At 71.8% G+C, this 16,406-nt stretch carries 18 protein-coding genes; 12 read left to right on the plus strand and 6 right to left on the minus strand.

Features of this window, described 5'->3' with window-relative positions:
• Positions 1 to 27 precede the first annotated feature (27 nt).
• Positions 28 to 234, minus strand: a complete 207-nt coding sequence (locus BCL76_RS25985) for an acyl-CoA carboxylase epsilon subunit (RefSeq protein ID WP_146228427.1) — start codon at positions 232 to 234, stop codon at positions 28 to 30.
• Positions 235 to 452: 218 nt separating this feature from the next.
• Between BCL76_RS25985 and BCL76_RS25990 the strand changes: the two genes are divergently transcribed.
• The 5 genes from BCL76_RS25990 to BCL76_RS26010 all read left to right on the plus strand — a co-directional run bounded on the left by BCL76_RS25990 (position 453) and on the right by BCL76_RS26010 (position 5,214).
• Positions 453 to 674 (plus strand): hypothetical protein, encoded by a 222-nt coding sequence (locus BCL76_RS25990; RefSeq protein ID WP_030758647.1) that lies wholly within the window; start codon positions 453 to 455, stop codon positions 672 to 674.
• Positions 675 to 957: 283 nt separating this feature from the next.
• Positions 958 to 2,400 carry a glycoside hydrolase family 16 protein gene (locus BCL76_RS25995; protein ID WP_109781809.1) on the plus strand — a complete coding sequence of 481 codons (1,443 nt, stop codon included), beginning with the start codon at positions 958 to 960 and terminating at the stop codon, positions 2,398 to 2,400.
• Between the two features lie 205 nt (positions 2,401 to 2,605).
• On the plus strand, positions 2,606 to 3,118 hold the full coding sequence (locus BCL76_RS26000) for a pyridoxamine 5'-phosphate oxidase family protein (RefSeq protein ID WP_109781810.1): 513 nt from the start codon (positions 2,606 to 2,608) through the stop codon (positions 3,116 to 3,118).
• Between the two features lie 115 nt (positions 3,119 to 3,233).
• Positions 3,234 to 4,070 (plus strand): class II glutamine amidotransferase, encoded by an 837-nt coding sequence (locus BCL76_RS26005; protein ID WP_109781997.1) that lies wholly within the window; start codon positions 3,234 to 3,236, stop codon positions 4,068 to 4,070.
• A 133-nt stretch (positions 4,071 to 4,203) separates the two neighbouring features.
• Positions 4,204 to 5,214 carry a glutathione S-transferase family protein gene (locus BCL76_RS26010; RefSeq protein WP_181382734.1) on the plus strand — a complete coding sequence of 337 codons (1,011 nt, stop codon included), beginning with the start codon at positions 4,204 to 4,206 and terminating at the stop codon, positions 5,212 to 5,214.
• Between the two features lie 55 nt (positions 5,215 to 5,269).
• On the opposite strand, the gene BCL76_RS26015 is transcribed toward BCL76_RS26010, so the two are convergent.
• The gene (locus tag BCL76_RS26015; RefSeq protein ID WP_109781811.1) at positions 5,270 to 6,154 is read right to left on the minus strand and encodes an MBL fold metallo-hydrolase; all 885 of its coding nucleotides are present in this window, start codon (positions 6,152 to 6,154) and stop codon (positions 5,270 to 5,272) included.
• Positions 6,155 to 6,282: 128 nt separating this feature from the next.
• Between BCL76_RS26015 and BCL76_RS26020 the strand changes: the two genes are divergently transcribed.
• Positions 6,283 to 6,711 carry a MarR family winged helix-turn-helix transcriptional regulator gene (locus tag BCL76_RS26020; RefSeq protein WP_109781812.1) on the plus strand — a complete coding sequence of 143 codons (429 nt, stop codon included), beginning with the start codon at positions 6,283 to 6,285 and terminating at the stop codon, positions 6,709 to 6,711.
• 89 nt (positions 6,712 to 6,800) lie between these two features.
• Positions 6,801 to 7,856 carry a LacI family DNA-binding transcriptional regulator gene (locus tag BCL76_RS26025; RefSeq protein WP_109781813.1) on the plus strand — a complete coding sequence of 352 codons (1,056 nt, stop codon included), beginning with the start codon at positions 6,801 to 6,803 and terminating at the stop codon, positions 7,854 to 7,856.
• Between the two features lie 69 nt (positions 7,857 to 7,925).
• Here the strand turns inward: BCL76_RS26025 and BCL76_RS26030 are convergent, their stop codons facing one another.
• A complete protein-coding gene (locus tag BCL76_RS26030) occupies positions 7,926 to 8,588 on the minus strand; it encodes a DUF4360 domain-containing protein (RefSeq protein WP_258309907.1) in 663 nt (220 codons plus the stop codon).
• A 281-nt stretch (positions 8,589 to 8,869) separates the two neighbouring features.
• On the opposite strand from BCL76_RS26030, the gene BCL76_RS26035 reads away from it, so the two are divergent.
• Both BCL76_RS26035 and BCL76_RS26040 read left to right on the plus strand, forming a co-directional pair.
• Positions 8,870 to 10,789, plus strand: coding sequence for a glyoxal oxidase (locus tag BCL76_RS26035; RefSeq protein WP_109781814.1), 1,920 nt, complete (start codon positions 8,870 to 8,872; stop codon positions 10,787 to 10,789).
• The gene (locus tag BCL76_RS26040; protein WP_109781815.1) at positions 10,786 to 11,127 is read left to right on the plus strand and encodes a hypothetical protein; all 342 of its coding nucleotides are present in this window, start codon (positions 10,786 to 10,788) and stop codon (positions 11,125 to 11,127) included. The genes BCL76_RS26035 and BCL76_RS26040 overlap by 4 nt, the downstream gene beginning before the upstream one ends.
• Positions 11,128 to 11,190: 63 nt before the next feature.
• Here the strand turns inward: BCL76_RS26040 and BCL76_RS26045 are convergent, their stop codons facing one another.
• Positions 11,191 to 11,808, minus strand: a complete 618-nt coding sequence (locus BCL76_RS26045) for a HutD/Ves family protein (RefSeq protein WP_109781816.1) — start codon at positions 11,806 to 11,808, stop codon at positions 11,191 to 11,193.
• A 5-nt stretch (positions 11,809 to 11,813) separates the two neighbouring features.
• Positions 11,814 to 12,251, minus strand: a complete 438-nt coding sequence (locus tag BCL76_RS26050) for a MarR family winged helix-turn-helix transcriptional regulator (RefSeq protein ID WP_109781817.1) — start codon at positions 12,249 to 12,251, stop codon at positions 11,814 to 11,816.
• A 154-nt stretch (positions 12,252 to 12,405) separates the two neighbouring features.
• Here BCL76_RS26050 and BCL76_RS26055 point away from each other — a divergent pair, with 154 nt between their 5' ends.
• The gene (locus BCL76_RS26055) at positions 12,406 to 13,947 is read left to right on the plus strand and encodes an MFS transporter (RefSeq protein WP_109781818.1); all 1,542 of its coding nucleotides are present in this window, start codon (positions 12,406 to 12,408) and stop codon (positions 13,945 to 13,947) included.
• Positions 13,948 to 14,042: 95 nt separating this feature from the next.
• Positions 14,043 to 14,561, plus strand: a complete 519-nt coding sequence (locus BCL76_RS26060) for a mycothiol transferase (RefSeq protein WP_109781819.1) — start codon at positions 14,043 to 14,045, stop codon at positions 14,559 to 14,561.
• Positions 14,562 to 14,625: 64 nt separating this feature from the next.
• Here BCL76_RS26060 and BCL76_RS26065 read toward each other — a convergent pair whose 3' ends face one another.
• Positions 14,626 to 15,987, minus strand: coding sequence for an FAD-dependent oxidoreductase (locus tag BCL76_RS26065; RefSeq protein WP_109781820.1), 1,362 nt, complete (start codon positions 15,985 to 15,987; stop codon positions 14,626 to 14,628).
• Between the two features lie 207 nt (positions 15,988 to 16,194).
• On the opposite strand from BCL76_RS26065, the gene BCL76_RS26070 reads away from it, so the two are divergent.
• On the plus strand, positions 16,195 to 16,386 hold the full coding sequence (locus BCL76_RS26070; protein ID WP_109781821.1) for a DUF5302 domain-containing protein: 192 nt from the start codon (positions 16,195 to 16,197) through the stop codon (positions 16,384 to 16,386).
• Positions 16,387 to 16,406 lie beyond the last annotated feature (20 nt).

The raw sequence follows: 16,406 nt of genomic DNA on the forward strand, positions 1-16,406 counted from the left end.
GCCGTGCGTGCGGCCGGCGGAAGGGGTTCAGCGGCAGGCCCAGCACCCTGCCCAGCAGCCGGCGGCCGCCACGGCGGTACGTCGGCGGCCGGGCTCGGCGGCGCCGGCCTTCTCGCCGCCGGAGGTCCGCCCGGCGTAACACGCGACGACGACCGCGATCGCGGCCAGTTCCTCAGGGGCGGCGATTCCCCGCTCCACACGCAGCAGGCTCGCTATCGGGGCATCCTTCGACATCGGCACGGCCTCTCTCACGGGGGCTGCGCGTGCGCCCGGTCGCTTCGCGAGGGGCGGACCGGCTCGGCTCCGGCGCGGGCGGCACACGGGTGGCTCGGCGCGCTGACGGGACGTGTTCCGCGTGAGCGAACCGGCCGGCGGACTCCGGTGGGAACACCGGGAGTCCTGTCGCGACCGACGCTACAAGAGCGTGTCCCGCGCGGCACTCCGGACCGACCGTGGTGACCGGCCACCGGGCGCTGCTGTGCCGAGGCTGCGCCGGCAACCTGTACGCCGTCTGCACCATGGACCACGCGGGCGGGAACACGGTCGGGCAGTGGGAGGTCGACCACGAGATGCCCGTGCCGTGCCCGTTGGCCGGTCTGCTGCCGCTGACCGGTACGGCTGCCTCCGTCCATGACCTGCCGGGCGCCGAGGAGGTACTCGGTCCGCCGGTGTGACGTACGGCGAGTTGGTCCGTACGGGTGAGTGCCCGACCGCCGGCCGTCCTCGGACGGCGGCGGTACGGGCCACGGCCGGTGGCCTTGGTGTCGATCGGGGCTCCCGCGTTCACTGTTTGAACTCCCCTTGCCCATAAGGGCTTTGCCGGTTCAATCTCTTGACGGCCCGCGAGGGCGCGGAGGACAGTGTCCAGCGGCGCCGTTCTGAGAGCGCTCTCAGAAGTGCCGATCCATTGACCCTTCCCCTCGCACCGCGCCTCGGCGCGCTTGAGAGAGGGCATCCATGCACGAGATATCCGGCAGGAAGCGTCCGACGGTCCGGCGGGCCGTGGTAGTCGCGCTCAGCACGATCACCGTGGCCGCGGCGGCCGCCGCGGCCGTGATCCTGCCCGCGAGCGCCGCGGCTCCCCCCACCCCGACCGGCTGGTCCCGGGTGTTCCTGGACGACTTCGACGGAGCCGCCGGCTCCGGGGTGAACACCGCCGACTGGCAGTACACCACCGGCACCTCCTACCCCGGCGGCCCCGCCCACTTCGGTACCGGCGAGATCGAGACGATGACCGCCGACCCCTCCAACGTCTCCCTCGACGGCGCGGGCAACCTGCGCATCACCCCGCGCCGGGACGCCGCCGGCAACTGGACGTCCGGTCGGATCGAGACCCGGCGGGCCGACTTCGAGCCCCCGGCGGGCGGCAAGCTCCGGTCGGAGGCCCGCATCCAGATGCCGAACGTGACGGGCCCGGCCGCCAAGGGCTACTGGCCGGCCTTCTGGATGCTCGGCGCCCCCTACCGCGGCAACTGGTGGAACTGGCCGGGCATCGGCGAGATCGACATCCTGGAGAACGTCCAAGGCCTCGACAACGTCTGGGCCACCCTGCATTGCGGCACGAGCCCCGGCGGGCCCTGCAACGAGACCTCCGGGATCGGCGGGCAGCGGGCCTGCCCCGGTGCCACGTGCCAGGCCGGCTTCCACACGTACGCCGTCGAGTGGGACCGCTCGACCGCGGTCGAGGAGATGCGCTTCTACGTCGACGAGTTCAACTTCCATACGGTGCGCGCCGATCAGGTCGACGCGGCGACCTGGACCGATGCCACGAACCACGGCTACTTCATCATCCTGAACGTCGCCATGGGCGGCGGATTCCCGGACGCCTTCGGCGGCGGCCCGGACGCGGGCACCCAGCCCGGGCACGCGATGGTCGTCGACTACGTGTCCGTCCTCCGGTCGACCGGAGGCACCACACCGCCCACCACCCCGCCGACCACGCCTCCGACGACACCGCCGACCACGCCTCCGACCACCCCGCCCGGTCAGCGCGACGCGTACACGGCGATCCAGGCCGAGTCCTACGACGGCCAGTCGGGCCTGTCCGTGGAGAGCACCGGCGACAGCGGCGGCGGTCAGAACCTCGCGTCCATCGGCAACGGCGACCGGGCTCTCTTCCGGGGCGTCGACTTCGGTTCCACGCCGGCCCGGCAGTTCTACGGACGCGTGGCGAGCGGGGCGGCCGGAGGGGTCAGCGGCCTGGTCGAGGTCCGGCTCGACAACCCGACCTCGGCTCCGATCGGCAGCTTCTCGGTCGCTTCCACCGGCGGCTGGCAGAGCTGGCGCACGGTGCCGGCGAACATCGCGGCCGTCACGGGCACCCACGACGTGTACCTGACCTTCGCCAGCGGCCAGCCGGCCGACTTCGTGAACGTCAACTGGTTCGACTTCGGTCACTGACGGCCGGTGGCATCGTCCCCGCGGGGCTCCGCGGGGCTCCGCGGGGCTCCGCGGGGACGACGCCGGGCCCCGGCCCGGTGGACGGCCGGACGGCCCGGTGGACGGCCGGCGCGGCGCGCGACAGGCTGGTGACCGACCGCGCACGAGGCCGCCGCAGGAGGCCCCGGCGGGAGCCGCAGCAGGAGCCGCAGCAGGAGGACAGCCCATGGCCGACGAGGAACCCCGCGCCGAGCTGGACGCGCGCTACAGCGACGAGCGGGCGAAGGCCGTGCCCTGGCGGGAGGCCGTCACCCGGCTGGCCGCGGCGGAGCTGTACTGGCTGACGACCGTACGCCCCGACGCGCGGCCGCACGTCACCCCGCTGATCGGCGTGTGGGCGGACGGCGCACTGCACTTCTGCACCGGACCCGAGGAACGCAAGGCCAAGAACCTCTGCGGGAACGCGCACGTCGTCCTCACCACCGGGACCAACACCCTGCACGAGGGATTCGACCTGGTCGTCGAGGGTGTGGCGGCCCGGGTCACGGATCCCGAGCGACTGCGCCGGCTCGCCGCCGCCTGGGAGGCGAAATACGGCACCGAGTGGCACTTCGACATCGGCGACGGCGTCTTCGTGAATCCCGACGCGGGCGAGGCGGTGGTCTTCGCGGTGCGCCCGAGCACGGCCTTCGGCTTCGGCAAGGGTGGGTACAGCCAGACGCGCTGGCTCTTCTCCTGATCCGGCCCTGCCGCCCCCCTGCCTGCCTCGACCCCCTCCCCGGCCGGCCTGTCCCGCGGGAACCGTGACGTCGGTGGGGTTAGGCTCGGAGCAGGTCGCGAAGGGGATGGTGCGCATGTGTCGGTGGCTCGCCTACTCGGGTTCGCCCATGCTTCTCGACACCGTGCTCTACCGCGCGGAGCACTCGCTGATCAACCAGAGCCTCCGCTCCCGGATGGGCGCGGAACCGACCAACGGCGACGGTTTCGGCATCGGCTGGTACAGCGCCGACGGCGACGGCACACCGGCGGTCTTCCGGGACGTCGGCCCCGCCTGGAACAGCCGCAACCTGCAGGAACTCGCCGCGCACGTCCGCTCGCCGCTGTTCTTCGCACACGTCCGCGCCTCGACGGGCTCCGCGATCCAGCAGTCCAACTGCCACCCGTTCCGCCACGGCCGCTGGCTGTGGATGCACAACGGCGCGATCGCGGACTTCCACCGGCTGCAGCGTGACCTCTGCATGGCCGTCGATCCGGCGCTCTTCCCGTGCATCGAGGGGTCCACGGACTCCGAGGTGATGTTCTACCTGGCGGTCACGTTCGGCCTCGACCAGGACCCCCCGGGTGCGGTGGCCAGGATGGCGGGGCTGGTGGAGCGCCTGGGCAAGGAGCACGGCGTGCCCGAGCCGCTCCAGATGACGGTGGCGGTCAGTGACGGCGAGCGCGTCTGGGCCTTCCGCTACTCCAGCCAGGGGAAGTCCCGGTCCCTGTACTACAGCAGCCGGGCCGAGACCGTCCGCCACCTCCATCCGGAGCTCCCCTACCTCCGGGAGGTCTCGGACGAGACCCGGCTCGTGGTCTCCGAGCCGCTCGGTGACCTGCCCGGCGTGTGGAACGAGCTCCCCGAGAGCAGCTACGCGGTGATCCCCTCCGGCCCCCATTCGGACTACCTCCCGTTCCTGCCCGAACTCTGACCCCGCAGGGGCGTGCCGGGCGACGTGCCGGGTAGGCGCTCCTGCGAAGGACATGCCGATGTCACCGTCCGTGTCCTGATCGGCACGGTGGAGGACCACCGCCTCCGTGAGGCACAGGGAAGGCAGGCCTGACGTGAGCTATGTGCACCGGGGCGACGCCTACGCGCGCGACAGCCGGTACATCACCACCCGGATCACCGCCGACGGACGCGAGGGCTTCGCCGTCGAGCCGGGCCGCTACCGGCTGGTGGTCAGCCGGGCGTGCCCCTGGGCGAGCCGTGCCGTGGTCGTACGCCGGCTCCTCGGGTTGGAGGAGGCGCTCCCGATGGCGGTGGCGGGTCCGACGCACGACGAGCGGAGCTGGCGGTTCGACCTCGATCCCGGGGGTCGCGACCCGGTCCTCGGCATCGAGCGGCTTCAGGAGGCCTACCTCGCCCTCGACCCCGACTACGACCGGGGCATCACGGTTCCGGCCGTCGTCGACGTGACGACCGGCAAGGTGGTGACCAACGACTTCGCGCGGCTCACGATCGACATGTCGCTGGAGTGGGCGGCCTACCACCGCGAGGGGGCCCCGGCGCTCTACCCGCCCGAGCTGCGGGCGGAGATCGACGCCGTGAACGAGGTCGTCTACAAGGAGGTGAACAACGGCGTCTACCGCGCGGGTTTCGCCGGGTCCCAGGAGTCCTACACCTCGGCGTACGAACAGCTCTTCGCCCGCCTCGACCGGCTCACGGAGCGGCTCGGGGCATTCCGTTACCTGGTCGGCGACACCATCACCGAGGCGGACGTGCGACTGTTCACCACCCTCGTACGCTTCGACGCCGTCTACCACGGCCACTTCAAGTGCAACCGGCAGAAGTTGTCGGAGATGCCGGTGCTCTGGGCCTACGCCCGCGACCTGTTCCAGACCCCCGGCTTCGGCGACACCGTGGACTTCGACCACATCAAGCGTCACTACTACCTGGTCCACGAGGACATCAACCCGACCGGCATCGTGCCCGCCGGACCGGACCTGTCGGGCTGGCTCGCACCGCACGACCGGGCGGCGCTGGGCGGCCGTCCCTTCGGCGAGGGCACCGCTCCCGGGCCGGTCGCTCCCGAGGAGGCCGTCCCTGCGGGGTCGAACCCGCTCTCGCCGTGAACCTGCCCGGGGGGCCGTCGACGTCCCGTGTCCCGGGCGCCGCCCGACCTCCGGTTCACCCGTCCAGGGGGCGCCAGGCCGGGCCGTCCCCGTCCCCGTGGACGCGCCCGAACACCACGTCGGCGAAGTGGACGCCGAAGCCGATGGTGTCGGGCTCCGCCAGCTCGGCGAGGAGGCGGTGGCGGTGGTCGGCGGTCAGGGCGCCGTCGTGGTCGAAGCCCGAGGACCATGCCGGGTGGTCGATCTGGAGCGGCGAGTGCACGGCGTCCCCGAAGGCGATCAGACGGCGCCCGCCGCCGGTGATCACGTACTCGGCGTGCCCGACGGTGTGGCCGGGGGTGATCCGTACCCGGACGCCGGGGAAGATCTCCTGACCGTCCGTGATCGTGCGCACGTGCGGCGCCAGGGCCGCGACCTGCTCGGACATGCCCTGGGCCACGAGCAGGTCGCGCCCCTCCCATTCGAGCTGGGAGATCAGGTACTCGGCGTGGGCGAACACCGGCCGCACGTCGCCGGGCTCGCGGTGGCAGGCCCAGCCGAGGTGGTCGGCGTGGAGGTGGGTGAAGGCCACCGCTTCGATGTCCTCGGGCCGGCGACCGAGTTCGGCCAGGCTGCGTACCAGCGAGCCGCCCCGGATCGTGGCGAGCGGGCCGTCCGGGGCGGCGTGCTCCTGCGGGCCGAAGCCCGCGTCGATCAGCAGGGCGCGGCCCCCGTGCTCGACGAGCAGGCCGCCGACACTCCCCACCAGGTGGCCTTCGGGGTCCAGGTACTCCGGATGCGCGGCCCACACCTCGTCGGTGCTGTCCGGGAGCAACGGCAGCGGGCGGAGTCGGACGTCACCGTCCGGCACGTACGACACCGTGGTGTCGCCCAGCCGTATCGAGCGGATTCCCGCCGGTCGGCGCAGTCGTTCGTGCTGGATCGCCGTCAAGTCGGCCATGGGTGCTCTCCTGTGATGTGCCATCAGGTCGCCACGGTTGGCTGCGGCGACGACGCCACCATAAGCATCAAGTTTGAATCATTCAAGTTGTAATTATTCTGGCTTCACGGACTTGCTAGGGTGGTGGTATGACGACGCCCCCGGAGCTGCAGGCCATCGCCGAGCGACAGCTGTGCGGTCTGGTGAACGGGCTGGCCCAGCGCATCGCGGAGCACGTACGGGAGCGAGCCGCCACCCTGGGCCTGACCGCGTCCCAGGCGACCGCGCTGCGGGAGATGAGCGGGCCGATGACCATGCGGGAGCTCGCCGAACGCATGAGCTGCGAGCCCTCCAACACCACGTTCGTCGTCGACAAGCTGGAGAAGCAGAGCCTGATCGAGCGTCACCCGCACCCCACCGATCGCCGCGCGAAGCAGCTCGTCCTCACCGACGGGGGCACCGCACTGCGCGAACGCCTGCTCGCGCTCCTCGCGGTGGACTCCCCACTGGCCGGCCTCGCCCCGGAGGAGCAGCGCGTACTCCGGGACCTGCTGGAGCGGGCCGCGACCCGGCCGTAACCCGCCTACGAGGCAGCGACCGGGGGCGATCACCGGTTACCCTGCTGCCCGTCGAGGCCATCGCCCGTGGACACCGTGGAGGAGCATCCGTGACCGAGCCGAGTCCCGGCAGCCGCCCCACCCTGGAGGCCGTCGCCGAGCATGCCGGGGTGTCCCGGGCGACCGCGTCCCGCGTGGTCAACGGCGGCGACGGAGTCCGGGCGCATCTGGTGGACCGGGTGCGTACGGCGATCCGCGAGCTGGGGTACGTCCCCAACCACGCGGCCCGTACCCTCGTCACCCGGCGCACCGGGGCCGTCGCGGTGATCATCGCCGAGCCGGAGATCCGGATCTTCTCGGACCCGTTCTTCTCGCGCCAGGTCCGCGGCATCGCCAAGGAGTTGACCGCGCACGACACCCAGCTCGTCCTGCTGCTGGTCGAGGACCGAGGTGACTACGACCGGATCGAGCGGTACCTGGCGGGCGGCCACGTCGACGGCGCCCTCGCCTTCTCCCTGCACACCGACGACCCGCTGCCCGCCATCACCCGCCGCATCGGCATGCCCACCGTCTTCGGGGGCCGGCCCGGCTGGACCACCGGGACCGGAGAGGGCGAGGGCGTGGCCTACGTCGACGCAGACAACCGCGGGGGTGCGCGGGAGGCGGTGCGCTACCTGCTGGCGCAGGGGCGCAGGCGGATCGCGCACATCGCCGGCCCGCTCGACCAGACCTCGGCGGCCGACCGGCTGAGCGGCTACCGCGACGCACTGGCGGCGGCGGGCCCGGAGCTGTTCGCCGAGGGGGACTTCACCCCGGCGGGCGGGGCCCGCGCGATGGCGGAACTGCTGGACCGGGACGCCGGGATCGACGCCGTCTTCGCCGGGAACGACCTGATGGCGACCGGCGCGCTGCGCGTACTGCGGGAGAGCGGCCGGACGGTGCCCGGGGACGTGGCGCTGGTCGGCTTCGACGACGCCGAACCGGTGGCGGAGAGCGCCGATCCGCCGCTGACGACCGTACGCCAGGACATCGAGGGCATGGGCCGGCTGATGGCGCGGCTGTTGATGGGCCGCCTTAACGGCGGACCGGACGGCGCTCCGCACGGGCGGACCACGCCCGATCCGGTGATCACCGCGACGGCTCTGGTGCGCCGCGCGTCGGCCTGACCCGGCACCGGACACGTCGCGGGGGCCCACCGGCGGTGGGCCCCCGCGACGGGGGAACGGGCCCCCGGATCAGCGCCGGACCGGGCACTGCTTCCAGGAGAAGTGGTACACGCTGTTGATGCTGCCGTCCGTCGAGTCGAGCGCCATGAAGCTGGTGTGCGACGGGTCCGAGGTACCCACTTCCGCGCGCAGCTCGGTGTTGATGTTGAAGTTGCGCTGCTCGCCGCAGGGCGCGAAGACCAGGGCCTCGATGCCCGTGGTGTCGGTCGCCTGCCAGTTGTCGACGAGTTCGCCGTTGAACTTGTGGGTGCGCTGCGCGGTCTGGCTCATGCCCTGGAAGTAGTAGCTCGCCTTCTGCGTGCCGACCGCGCCCGGCGCGAGGCTGCCGAAGCCGCGGTAGTCCACCTTGGCCACGGCGTAGGTGTAGCCCTGGGGGACGTGGACGTCGAGGGAGAGGAGGCAGTTCTTGCGGCCCTCGACGGCGGAGACACCGCCGCCGGCCTGGGCCAGGTACTCGCTGTAGGTGACGGTGAAGGCCGAGTTGTCCGGCGACACGGCGACGGCGGCACTGCCGGGACGGCAGCCCGATCCGTTCACGGAGTCGACGTCCACGGTCACCTGGTCGGTGGGGGCCGCGGGCGCCGAGGACGAGGCCCCGGCGGCGGGGGTGAGCGCGACGAGGGCCGCGGTCACGGCGGCTGCGGTGAATCCGGTGCGGAAGGACTTGATCACACCGCCATGGATAGCGGTCCGCACCCGCCCGGATCGGCCGACGGGCACGCGGTCTCACCTCTATGGCCGCAGCCCATCACCGCAGAAACGATAAATCTACCCAAACCTCTCCGCTGAATGGCCCCAGGTGGCCGGGAGCAACGCGTCGCACCGGGCACCCCTTCCGATTTTTCCTAATATCGGCGAGGTCCTTCAGGCAATCAGCGGGTTCTGGAGCCGACCGGTGCGCCGGCCACCAGGGCACCGGGCGCCACCGGGGCCCTCCTGCGGTGAGGAGTCCCATGTCCCGCGCACCACGCCCGTCCCGCGCACCTCGACCACGCTCCACCGCCCTGTCGGCACTGGCGCTCGCCGGCGCGCTCGCCGGCGCGCTGGCCGTCGCCGTGGCAGGATCCGCCCCGGCCTTCGCCGCGGCCCACCACACCGGTGACGAGGCGGGGGTGCTCGGCGAGGACCACGCCCGCGCGCACGCGCGGCTGCGCGAGGCGGCCCAGGGCAATCAGAGCTACCCGCAGGCGAAGCGCACGTCGAGCCTGGCCGCGCTGCGGGAGTCCCAGTACAAGGGCAACGCGAAGTTCGACGCGGCCCGGTTCGGCCGGTTCACCGAGTTCTTCCCCTCCCCCGACTTCGGCGTCCACGTGGCCCAGCTGCCGACCGGCAAGGTGTTGCTCTTCTCCTTCGAGCGCGTGGAGGCCGACCCCACCAAGGAGACCGGGCCCACCGACACGGTCGGCCGCACCAACGCGGGCCGCGCCTACCTCTGGGACCCCGCCCGAGGGACCGGGGCCAAGGCCTTCAAGAACGTGCCGCCACCGGTGGTGTTGATGCCCGACGGCGCCTACGCCCCGCGCCCGGCGCCGTTCTTCTGCGCCGGTCATTCCTATCTCCCCAACGGAATGGTGGGGGTGTTCGGCGGCAACGTCGGCGGGAAGGGCGGCAGCGGCGCGAAGCTGTCCTTCGTGTTCGACCCGTGGACCGAGAAGTGGTTCCGCAACCGCGACATGGCGGTGGGCCGTTGGTACCCCTCGGTGGTGACCGGGCCGGACGGCCGCCAGATCATCATGTCCGGCCAGTCCGAGCGCGGTACGGGCACCCCCACCCCGGTGGTGGAGCGCTTCCCCGCGCTCGGGCGGCGCGTGCCCTGGCGTTCGTACGACATCCCGGCGAACGTCCCCGCGGAACGGCTCCGGTCCCAGGCCCCCTTCCGCAACGACTATCCGCACCTCTTCTCGCTGCGGGACGGGAAGATCTACGGACTCGGCCGCGACGCCGACCAGCAGTGGCTGTTCGACCCGGTGACGGACACCCGCACGGACCTGCCCCGGCGGCCGGCCGACTTCCGGGGCTACGGCTCGGCCGTCCCGCTGCCGGCCGGGTTCCGGGGCCCGGACTCCGTCCTGGTGCTCGGCGGAGACCCGCGCGACCCGCTCACGTACCGGTTGTCCGGCGGCCGTTGGAGCATCGAGGAGCCACGGGCCTTCGGCCGCACCCAGGACGGCACCCTGATCCTGCCCGACGGGACCCTGATCACGGTGAACGGCGCCCTGGACACCCGGAACTACGGCAACGGGCCGTTCAACCCGAAGGCCGATCCGAAGTACCGGCAGATCGAACTGCGCGACGCGCACGGCCACTGGAAGCTGGGCCCGGCCCAGCGGCTGCCCCGCGGCTACCATTCCAACGCCCTGGTCCTGCCGGACGGCCGGATGATGGTCACCGGTGACGAACTCCAGCAGATCGCCAACGATCCCGACATCAAGGACGGGATGGACGGCAGCATCGAGCTCTACGAGCCCGCCTACCTGCACCGGGGCGCCCGCCCGGCGCTCGACCGGGCCCCGCGGGGCGACCTCGCCCACGACACGACCTTCCAGGTCACGAGCTCGACGGCGAAGGACGTCAGACGCGCCGTGCTGCTGGCGCCGACGACCGTCACCCACTCGGTGAACACCAGCCAGCGCCACCTGGACCTGCGGATCACCGGCGTCCACGGCTCCACGATCGGGCTCCGTACGCCGCCGAGCGCGGCCGACGCCCCGCCCGGCTACTACATGCTCTTCCTGCTCGACGCCAAGGGCGTGCCCAGCACCGCGAAATGGATCAAACTGGGCACCCGTGCCGGCGCCCGCCAGGCCGTCTCTTCCGGATCACCGGCGCCGACCTTCTTGGAGGGCGCCGGGACGGCTAGCCTGATCGAGTGAGCGAGACCGAACCGCCGCTGCTCGCGGATGTCTACCCCGCGCTCGTGTCCTTTCTCGACGCGGCGCTGGTCGCCGAGGGTGAGCCCGCACTGGCCCAGGCTCTGGTGCGTCTGCGCTTCCACGGCTGGTGCGGGTGCCGCATGACCTGCACCTACCTGCGGACCGCTCCTGCCGCTCAGGCCGACAACCTCTGGATTCATCTCGATGACGAGGAGGCGCCCCGCGTATGGCTTCAACTCGCCCAAGGCCATGATTCGTTCGCGGGCATGGAGATCTGCGAGTTCGACCTGGGACCCGCCTCGGCACTCGACCCAGACCGCCCTGCCGGCGTGGGGTGACCCGCCATCACCGTGCTGTCCTGACACGGTGATCCAGCTTCCGCCCCGACACCTTCGAGGACTTCACCGCGCTACGGCGCGAACGGGGGGCGGCAAGGGCACGGCGAAGCGCACGACGGCCGCACGGCCGGCCGTGCGGACGCTGCAGTCGAGCGGGCCCGTCAGCAGGGCCGCGTCGTACGGGAGCAGTTCCGTGCGGTCACCGGGGCGTTCGAGTACCGCCGGTCCCTCCAGGGCGGCCACCAGCAGCGTGTCGCCCGGCGGGACCGTGAGGGCGAGCTCGCCCCGTACGACGGCGGTCCGTGCCTCGACCGCGCCCCTGCGGTACATCACGTTGAAGTTCACGACGGGGCCGGCGAGGAGCAGGCAGTCGGTCGGCTCGTCCCCGGGGAAGTCCTGCGGAGCGAACCGCTCGTCCACGATCCGGCGTACGCCCGCCACCGTGAGGTCCATCCCCGCGCCCTCGGCGAGGGTCAGGGTGCGCGCGATGCCGGGGAAGGCCGAGAAGGGCCCGTCGGCCCCGACCTCGGCCAGGCTCACGCGCCAACCGAAGTCGTCCATGCCGGCGCCCTCGGGCCAGGCCGCGATCTCCCGGGTGACTCCCCCGCCGTTCTTCCAGACGGTGGCGGTCCGGTCGGCCGCCCGCAGGATCCGGATCCCGGCGCCGCTCGCCGCCCCCACGGCGATCAGGCCTTTTCCATCGAGGGGCGCAGGCGGCCGAGCAGGGCGTAGAGGGTCGCGCTCTCGGCCTCGTCGAGGGTGTCCAGCGCGCCGTGCATGGCCTGCATCTCCTCGCGCACCCGGCGGATGACGTCGCGGCCCGCGTCCGTCGCGACGACGTTCTTGACGCGGCGGTCGGCCGGGTTCGGCTCCCGGCGCACCAGCTCGCGGGCCTCCAGTCGGTCGACGATGCCGGTCACGTTGGAGGCGTCGCACACGAGCAGGGTGGCGAGGCCCCGCATGGGGACGGGACCGTCGAGCTGGGCGAGGACCCTGGCCTGGGTGGACGTCAGGCCGTGCTGGGCCGCGGCTGCCGCGAACTCGCGCCATTGGGCGGTGCCGATCGCGGCGAGCAGCTCCAGCAGCTGGAGCTTGGTGGGGGTCTGCGTGGCGGTGTCGCTCATACCTGGAGCGTACTCAGGATGCTTCACATTATCAATTGTTTACTTGACCACCTTAACTATCGACGTCTACCGTCGGTCCAGTTACTTGAGAAGGTCAAACATCTGCGTTCCGAAGCTCTTCAGCTCCGAAACACGAAGAAGGTTCACCCCAGCCATGAGCACCCACTCCCCCGCCACCCCGGCCGCCGGGCACCGGAACGAGACGGTCATCGTCTTCGCCCTGAGCCTGGCCGCCATGGTCGTGTCGATGATGCAGACCCTGCCGGTCCCGATCCTCGGCCTCATCCGCGAAGACCTCGGCACGACCACGGCCAACGTGAGCTGGGTGACCACCGCCACCTTGCTGTCGGCCGCCGTCTTCACCCCGCTGCTCGGCCGGTTCGGCGACCAGCACGGCAAGAAGCCCACCCTGGTCGCCGTGCTCGGCGTCATGGTCGTCGGATCCGTCATCGCCGCCCTGGCGTCCTCGCTGCCGCTGCTGATCCTGGGCCGGGTGCTCCAGGGAGCCGCCACCGCGATCTTCCCGCTGGCCCTGTCGGTCCTGCGCGAAGAGGTCCGGCCGCAAAAGCTGCCGGGCGCGATGGCCCTGGTCAGCGGCACGCTCGCGTTCGGCAGCGGGCTCGCGCTCGTCGCGACCGGGCTGCTCACCTCCGGTTCCGGCGCGGACTACCGCAACGCCTTCTGGATGGCGACGGGCTTCGCGCTCCTCGCCCTGCTCGCGGTCGTCCTCCTGGTCCCGGCGACCCGCCACAAGACCGGCGGCCGTACCGACTTCCTCGGCGCGCTGACCCTCGGCATCGCGCTGCTGCTGCTCCTGCTGCCGATCTCCCAGGGCCACGAGTGGGGCTGGGGCTCCGCCCGTACGCTGGGCAGCTTCGCCGGCGCCGCCGTCATGGCCGCCGTCTGGGTGCTGGTCGAGCGCAAGGTGCGCGAGCCGCTCGTCGACATGAAGATGTTCGTCCACCGCCCCGTGCTGATGGCCAACCTGGCCGGCGTCCTCGTCGGCTTCGGCATGTTCGCGAACTTCCTCGGCGTCTCGTACCTCGTCCAGATGCCCGAGGCCCTCACCGGCTACGGTTTCGACGCGTCCATCCTGCGCGCCTCCGTGCAGTTCCTGCTGCCCGGCGCCATCGTCTCGCTGCTCGCCTCGCCCGTGGGCGGCCAGATCGTCCGCCACCGCGGTCCGCGTACCGCACTGGCCCTGGCCGCGGCCCTCGGCGCGGCCGGCTTCGCCTGGCTCGGCCTGGACCACCAGCACAGCCTCTCGGTGATCGGCGCCGGGCTCGTCGTCGGCGCGGCCGTGAGCTTCGGCTACGCCGCCATGCCCGCCGTGATCATGTCCAGCGTCCCGCACCACCAGAGCGGCATCGCCAACGGCATCAACTCGATCTCCCGGTCCACGGGCAGCGCGATCGGCAGCGCCGTCGTCACCACGATCCTGGCCTCCAAGACCATCGAGCACCTGCCGGCGGGCGTTCCCCCGCTGCCGGCCGAGTCCGGGTTCACCCTCACCTTCGGCATCGGGGCGGTGGCCTTCGCGCTGGTCGCGGTGATCAGCTGGATCGGCCTGCGGAGCGGGCACGGCACCGTGGCCGCGGCCGGCGCCGCCGGAGCGCCCACGGTGGCCGAGCCCGCCGCGACGACCGAGCAGGCGGACACGGCCACGAAGGCCGAGAAGGCCGACGCCACCCGCTGACCGACCGTCCCGCCCACCCGACCCGCCGGCCCGGCGGCCCGACCTCCGCGTGTCGCTCGCGGCGGTCGGGCCCCCGGGCCTTGCATGGTGGATCCATGAAGGCTACGGACGTCATCGCCGACGGTTTCGGACGCATCCGGGAGATCGTGCACGAGGTCGTGGAAGGGGTCCCGCCGGAGCTGCTCAACGCTCGCGTGGACCCGGCGGCGAACTCGGTCACCTGGCTCGTCTGGCACCTGACCCGGGTACAGGACGACCACATCGCGGACGCGGCCGGCACCGAGCAGGTGTGGGACTCCGAGGGTTGGTCGGACCGGTTCGCCCTCCCGCTGCCCGCCCGGTCGACCGGATACGGTCACTCGCCGCGGGACGTCTACACCGTCCGGGTCGACTCGGGCGAGCTGCTGCTGGGGTACTTCGACGCGGTGCACGAGCGGACCGCGCGGTTCGTCCGCGGGCTCGCCGCCGCCGATCTGGACCGGGTGGTCGACGAACGCTGGGATCCGCCGGTCACCCTCGGGGTACGCCTGGTCAGCGTGCTCGGCGACGACCTGCAGCACGCCGGGCAGGCGGCCTTCGTACGGGGCGTACTGGAGCGGGACCGGGGCGTCTGAGGGCGCCCTCGCCCCATGGACCACGAAGGGCCGGGACCCCGGTACGGGTCCCGGCCCTCCCTTGCTACGCTCCGCTCGCTTCGAGCATGCCCTCACGCTCGACGATCTTCACCCGCTCGCGGCCCTGGGGCTCACCGAGGGCCTTCTCGGCCGCGTCCAGCCGGTGCCAGCCCTCCCACGTGGTGTACCGGACGCTGCGCTCGGCGAGGAAGGCCTCGACGGCCTCCGGCGCCGGGGCGGCCGGCTCGCTCAGGCGGCCCTCCGCGTGGTCGGCGAGCAGGTTCGCGACGGTCTCGTTCGCGTCACCCTTGGTGTGGCCGATCAGGCCGACCGGACCGCGCCGGATCCATCCGGTCACGTAGGTCGACTGCAGGTGGCCACCGGCGTCGATCACCCGGCCGCCCTCGTCCGGGACCGTGCCCGACTCGACGTCCCAGGGGAGCTTGGGCAGCTCGTCGGAGAGGTAGCCCACGGCCCGGTAGACCGACCGGATGTCCCAGTCGGTGAAGTTGCCGGTGCCCTTGACGTTGCCCGTGCCGTCGAGCTCGGTGCGCTCGGTGCGCAGTCCGACGACCTTGCCGTCCTCGCCGAGGATCTCGGCGGGCGACTCGAAGAAGTGCAGGAACAGCTTGTGCGGGCGCTCGCCGATGTCGCGGATCGCCCAGTTCTCCAGGGTCTTGGCGACCATGTCGGCCTGCTTGTTCGCGCGGCGGGTGGCTATCGAGCCCTCGTCGTAGTCGATGTCCTCGGGGTTGACGATGACCTCGATGTTGGGCGAGTGGTCCAGCTCCCGGAGCTCCATGGGGCTGAACTTGGCCTGCGCCGGACCGCGGCGGCCGAAGACGTGGACCTCCAGGGCCTTGTTCGCCTTGAGGCCTTCGTAGACGTTCGCCGGGATCTCGGTCGGCAGCAGCTCGTCGGCCGTCTTCGCGAGGATGCGCGCGACGTCGAGGGCGACGTTGCCGACGCCGAGCACGGCGACCTTCTCGGCCTCCAGCGGCCAGGTGCGCGGGACGTCCGGGTGGCCGTCGTACCAGGAGACGAAGTCGGCGGCGCCGTAGGAGCCGTCGAGCTCGACGCCCGGGATGGTCAGCGCGCGGTCGGCCGTGGCACCGGTGGAGAAGATCACGGCGTCGTAGAAGGACTGCAGCTCGTCGAGGCTGATGTCGTTCGGGTAGTCGACGTTGCCGAAGAGGCGGACCTGCGGCTTGTCGAGCACCTGGTGAAGGGCGGTGATGATGCCCTTGATCCGGGGGTGGTCGGGGGCGACGCCGTACCGGATCAGGCCGAAGGGCGCGGGCATCCGCTCGAAGAGGTCGATGGACACACCGGGCTCGACGGCTGCCTCGGACTTCAGCAGCGCGTCGGCGGCGTAGATACCGGCGGGGCCGGCACCGACGATTGCTACCCGCAGAGGGCGAGGCATGGCAGAGGTTCCCTTCGAGCGACGGCAAGGTGGATCAAAGGGAACCCTAAACGAAGGTAAACCTAACTCAGCACCCGGTGTCTCTTTATGACCCCATAATCAAAACTTATGACCTCTCCAAGCAACGCTTGGAGCATAGGGGAACTCGCTGGTCAGCACCGACGCCACCTGACAGACTGAAACCGCTTGATCACCCCAGGAGGACAGATGGCTGACGAAACCGACACCCCGCAGGACGAGTCCCCGGCCGACGCGGCCAAGCGCAAGTTCCGGGAGGCCCTGGAGCGCAACGCCGCGAACGCCCAGTCCCAGCAGGCCCACCAGAGCCGGGCCAAGGTCCAGGGCTCCAGCAGCGCCGCGAGCGGCAAGAACAAGAAGGTCCGCCGCAAGAGCGGCTGACCCTCGGACCCGAGGAGCTC

The sequence above is a fragment of the Streptomyces sp. CG 926 genome (assembly GCF_003148825.1).
Taxonomy (GTDB): Bacteria; Actinomycetota; Actinomycetes; order Streptomycetales; family Streptomycetaceae; genus Streptomyces.